This window comes from Nocardia sp. NPDC057455, assembly GCF_042802775.1.
Classification (GTDB): domain Bacteria; phylum Actinomycetota; class Actinomycetes; order Mycobacteriales; family Mycobacteriaceae; genus Nocardia.
Genome location: NZ_JBHVDM010000155.1, coordinates 3,102 through 8,256, shown reverse-complemented (window position 1 = coordinate 8,256; position 5,155 = coordinate 3,102). Strand labels below are relative to the sequence as shown.

The following is a 5,155-nucleotide window of genomic DNA, read 5'->3' as shown; positions in this document are numbered from 1 at the left end:
GCGGCCGCGGGGTGTACCGAAGCCGTTCACCCCTGCCGAACTGCGCCGGATCGAAGCGACCAACATGCACTTTCGAACCCGGGTTATGGTGCGACTCGCCTTGTGTCAGGGCTTCCGCGTGCACGAGGTCGCCAAGGTGCGCGGCGAAGACTTCGACCTGGTCGCCCGTACGGTCACGGTCACGGGTAAGGGCGGCGTTACCGCGACACTGCCGCTGCACGATCTCGTGTACGAAGTCGCCCTTGAGATGCCGCGGTCGGGTTGGTGGTTTCCGGCCAACGCCACGCGACCGGGCGAGCACGTTCTACCCGGCAGCGTTACCGACATGATCCGGAAGGTATGCAAGCGCGCCGGCATCCGCGGGTGGGCACACCGGCTACGCCACTCGTTCGGTACCGGACTTCTCGACAGCAACGTCGACGTTCGCGTCGTTCAGGAACTCATGCGACATGCGTCGCTGGGCACGACACAGGTGTACACCAAGGTTTCCGACTACCGGCGAACCGATGCAATGGACAGTTTCGACCCGTTCGCCTGCAACGTCTCGGCGAAGCGCCGCGAACGCCAGAAACCGCCGCCTCCCGAAGGCGCCGAGGACCGATCGAAACCGGCATAGCAACCCGGGCGACATGAAATGCAATGAAATGAAATGGATTACGGGATGTTGAGAGCAGTAGCCGACCCGACCGAGCAGCCCGCGGCGGGTACGTGCCAGTACCCGGCCGGCGCCGACAAGATGTGCGGCCGCAACGTGGTCCCGCGGCGTTCGCCGAAGGGCCCGCCGCCGATGTTCTGCGACGACCCCGAACACACTGCGTTACGCGCGCACCGAGCGCGTCAGAAACTCGCCAAGGCCGCGGCCGCGGCCGCGGAACGTGAGCAGCAGAACGCGGATGCCACTGCGCGGCCGATCAGCGACGGCGTCGGGCGCCTCGCCGCCCTCGTCGAGCAGCTCGGCAACGCCCGCGACGAGTTCCTCGCCGGGTGGCAGGATGCGCACAGCCTCGCCGAGGTGATCAGCGACCCGCACGCGCTCGCGTATGAGGTCGAGCAAGCCCAGCTCGACGCCGAGCAGCGCGTCGCGCTCGCCACGACCGCAGCCAACCAGGCGGACCACGACGCACGGGTCGCGCGCAGCCAACGCGACCATGCCATCAGCGACCGCGTAATCGCTGTCGCGGCCGCCGACGAGGCAAACGAGCTGCGCGAGGCGGCCGAAACCCGGCTCACCCGGGCGCAAGAGGATTGCGCGCGCCAGGTCGCGGCCGCGCGCCGCGAGGTCGACGAGGTGCGCGCCGAGGCGGCGCGCCAGCTCGAGCAGCTACGCGGCGAGACCGCGCGTCAGCTCGCGGAGATGACGCAACGCCTCGACGACGAACGCGCCGCCCGAATCCGCGCGGAAGAACAGCGCGACGCCGCCGGGCGCGCGGCCGACAACGCCGCCGCCGAGGTCGCCCAGGTACGCGCCGAGATGACTGCGATACACACTGCGCAGATTCGCCGCCTCGACGAGGTACACGCCCGCCACGATGCGATGATGAGCGAGGCGCGCAGGTCCGCCGACGACGCGGCGCGCGAGATACGCGAGCAGCACGGCGCCCAGCTTTCCGCGCTGCGCGACGAACTCGCCGACGCTCGCCGCGACCTCGCCGACACCCGCAAGGCGCTCGACGCCGCCGGGCGGCCGCCGACCGGTCGCCCCCGCACCACCGTCCCGAAGGGAATCGAGCAGCCATGAGCGCCGCCCGGATCGTTTGCGCTGTCGCCGTCCTCGTCGCGCTGCTCGCGGCGCTGCTCGCCGCACACCCGGCCGCGCCCGAGCAGCCCGGCGGCCGCCACAGAGCAGCCGGGGCGCGGCCGCGGTCTGCGTCCCTGCGACCGGCGCGGCACAGTCGCCCCGCGGCGCCCCCCCGCCGGGTCGAGACTGCCTCGTGACGGCGGCGGCCGGGTTCGACGACGACGCGTTGTTCGCGGCGCTCGATTTGATCGGGCGGACCGGCGCAACGTCGTTCGAGTATGGGTACTTGCACGACGACGTGCCGCTCGCCGAGGCCGGTTGGTACGCGCACGCGCAGTATCGGGGCGCCCGGATCACTGTCGAAGATCAGCGCGACCCGCTCGCCGCGATCGAAGGCTTAGCGCGGCGTCTGCTCGCCGGCGGGCGGTGTACGCACTGCGACGGAACGATCACGCTGTCGGGGTCCGCGCGCCGCGGTGTGTGCCGCTGGTCACGGCACGGGCCACGGTGGGAGCGCGGGTGTATCGGCGAGCCAACAAACTCCGAGCGCGTCACACCCTCGCGACGCAAGGGTCGCAAGCGCAAACGCCGATAGCACGGATTGAGAAGGGGTATCGCTCGATGAATCTCAGTACACCGCCGACGTTCGTATGCCCGGAGTGCCGCGCGGTGTCGCATCACCCCGAGGACATCCGGCAGCGCTATTGCGGCCGCTGCCATCGCCACTACCCGGCGCCGACACGACACGCGTTGGCGGTCGAATTCGCGCGTGCCGCGGTCGCGGTGAGCGCGGTCGGAATGCCTCTCGAACGGTGGGCCGGTCTCGGTGATTGGGCCGCCTTGCCGCAACGCGCACGAGACGCGGCCGGACAGGAGGCGTTGCGGCATCTCGACGAGGCCTTCACGCTGCTTACCGTGTTACGTGCGCAGCTCGGCGAAGCGCTGGACACCCCGGGCGAATCAGCGGGCCAGTAGTCGCCCGATCGCCTCGGGTGTGATGCGTGAGGGTGGGATTCGAACCCACGAGGTGAGACGCGAATCACCTACCGTTACCCGAGCCCGATCGTCTCGGCGGTTCCATTTGTCCTGTTTCACTGCTTGGCAGCTCTGGCACGCTCACGCAACGTGCTCACGTTACCCGCCAGGGGCGAGTAGCCGTCCGATTGCTTCGGGTGTGGCCTCGGCGACCGCGGTCGCGGTGAGCGGCCCGCCGCCGCGGCGTTCGTGGGCGAGCGCGGCCGCACGACCGTGCACGCTCGCGGCGATCTCGCCGGCGTCGAACGCGTCGAGCCCGGCCGCCATGAGCGCACCGGCGATACCGGCGAGCACGTCGCCGGCGCCTGCGGTCGCCAACCATGGCGGCGCCTCGGCTTGGCTCGCGGCGAATCCGTCCGGGCGCACGATCAGCGTTGCCGCGCCTTTCACCAGCACGGTTACGTCGAGGGCCCGGGCGATCTCGTGCCCGTAGTGCAGCGGGCGAGCTTCGATTTCGGCGCGCGGCACGTCGCGGTCGAGCCATCCGAGGATGCGGGCCATTTCGCCGGCGTGCGGGGTGAGTAGCACGCGGTCGGCCGCGGCCGGGCGGTCGCCGGTGGCGCGGCGGCGCACGCACGCCTCGAGCGCGCCGGCGTCGACGACGACCGGGGCCCCGGAGTCGAGCGCGGCCGCGATGGCTTTGTCCTGCTGCGAATCGGCCTCGACGCCGGACCCGAGCAGCCACGCTTGCACTTGCCCTATGCCCGGGACCGCTTCGGGCACGGCTGACAGCACGTGCGCGGTGACCCCGGCCGGGCCGATGAACCGCGTGATTCCGGCGGCGCCGGACTGGACGGCGCCGAGCACGGCGAGCACCGCGGCGCCGGGGTAGGCGTTGGATCCGGCCACGACACCGAGCACGCCCCGGGTGTACTTGTGTGCCGCGGTCGCGGGTACGGGCCAGCGGTCGGCGATCTCGGCGTCGCCGAGGCGGCGCACCGCGGGGTCGACGTCCAGTGGCGGTAGCCCGACGTCGACCAGGCGGACGAGCCCGGCGGCGTGGCACCCGGGCGGAAGCAAGGTACAGGGTTTCGCCGCGGAAAACGTCACGGTGACGTCGGCGCGCACATGCGGGCCGCTGATTTCGCCGGTGTCCGGGGCGACACCGGAGGGAAGGTCGACGGCGACGACGGGTGCGGCGGTCGGGATGGCGGCGACCAGTTCGGCGGCGCGGCCGCGCAACGGGCCCGTGCTGCTCTCGCCGATGATGCCGTCGACGACGAGGTCGGCGTGCGCGAGCGCCTCGGCGGCGGCGTCCGGATCGCGCGGAGTGATCACGCGGCCGCCGCCGGCGAGCAGTGCGGCGACGCCGGGCTCGTAGGCGGTGTCGGCGACGAGTAGCGCGTCGACGACCGCGCCGCGGCGGCGTAGCCGCGGCCCGGCGAGCAGTGCGTCGGCGCCGTTCTTACCGGTGCCGACGAGTAGTGCGACGCGGCGGCCGTAGACGCCGCCGGCGCGGTCGTTCAGCACCTCGGTACAGACGCTCGCAAGGTGCGCCGCGGCGCGGCGCAACAGGCGGTCGTCGGGGCCTTGGCGGGCCAATTCGGTTGCCACTGCGGCGAGTACGTCAGCGGCACGGAAAGCGGTCGAACTGGAGGTCACGCGAGCCATTCCATCAGATCGCGGCTCAGTCGAGCAGCAGACCGCAACGCTTGGCGAGTGCGCGCACGTGCGGCCGGGCCCGGGCGTGGTCGCGCAAGAGGATCTCGCGCACCAGCTCGCGCACGAGGTTGGAATGGTGAACCTCGTCGCGACTGATTTTCTCGGCGTCGATCAGCGACAGCACCGCCGCCTCGTCTTCGCGGCGCTGAGCGAGAGCGCGGGCACCGTCGATCAGCACGCGGGCGCGGCGCTCCACCGAAGGCACGTTGTCTGTGTCCAGACGCGAGGCGCGGTCGACGACCGCGTCGGCGTCGCCGAGTTCCGCGGCGACGGCGAGCCCGTGAATGTCTACGTTGCCCTTGCCGAACATGGTCCAGGGGTCGTACTTCGCGCCGAGCGCGCGGGCGGCGTCCTCGGCGACCGCGTGCAGGTTCCACGCGCGGCCGGCCTCGTCCGATTGCGCGGACGATATCGCGGCGGCGAGATGCAACATGCCGACGTCGGCGAGTAGCACGTCGTCGTGCTCACGTTCGAGGCGGCGTTGCAGCTCCCCGGCGGCAGCGAGGCAGATGCGGGTTGCCTCTTGCTGTTGACCGGCGCGCCGGTAACTCGCGCTCATTGCCCATGCGCCGAGGGCGAGCAAGTGCGGGTCGTCTGCTTCGCGGGCGGTCGCGAGCGCGCGTTCGGAGGCGACCCACGCGAGTTCGCCTTCGGGCAGATGGTGAAGCCACTGTCGCGTGATCTGCCACGTACCCGAGAGTGTGCGCGCGGCGCGGCGGC

The 5,155-nt window shown here is 71.4% G+C and carries 5 protein-coding genes and 1 tRNA gene; 3 read left to right on the top strand and 3 right to left on the bottom strand.

The genetic code is table 11. The annotated features are described in order from the left end of the window. The 3 genes from ACFU5M_RS33415 to ACFU5M_RS33405 all read left to right on the top strand — a co-directional run. Positions 1-616: tyrosine-type recombinase/integrase (locus tag ACFU5M_RS33415; protein ID WP_379055434.1), on the top strand; the 616-nt coding region annotated here is incomplete at its 5' end. 45 nt (positions 617-661) lie between these two features. After that, positions 662-1,738, top strand: coding sequence for a hypothetical protein (locus ACFU5M_RS33410; protein WP_379055432.1), 1,077 nt, complete (start codon positions 662-664; stop codon positions 1,736-1,738). A 621-nt stretch (positions 1,739-2,359) separates the two neighbouring features. After that, entirely contained in the window at positions 2,360-2,713 is a 354-nt protein-coding gene (locus ACFU5M_RS33405) for a hypothetical protein (protein WP_379055430.1), read from the top strand. Between the two features lie 23 nt (positions 2,714-2,736). On the opposite strand, the gene ACFU5M_RS33400 is transcribed toward ACFU5M_RS33405, so the two are convergent. The 3 genes from ACFU5M_RS33400 to ACFU5M_RS33390 form a co-directional block, all read right to left on the bottom strand. Continuing rightward, positions 2,737-2,860: transfer RNA gene (locus ACFU5M_RS33400), tRNA-OTHER, on the bottom strand. Positions 2,861-2,872: 12 nt separating this feature from the next. Next, complete coding sequence (locus ACFU5M_RS33395) at positions 2,873-4,375, bottom strand: bifunctional ADP-dependent NAD(P)H-hydrate dehydratase/NAD(P)H-hydrate epimerase (protein WP_379055428.1); 1,503 nt, start codon at positions 4,373-4,375, stop codon at positions 2,873-2,875. A gap of 25 nt (positions 4,376-4,400) precedes the next feature. Next, on the bottom strand, positions 4,401-5,155 hold a 755-nt coding region (locus ACFU5M_RS33390), incomplete at its 5' end, for a hypothetical protein (RefSeq protein WP_379055426.1).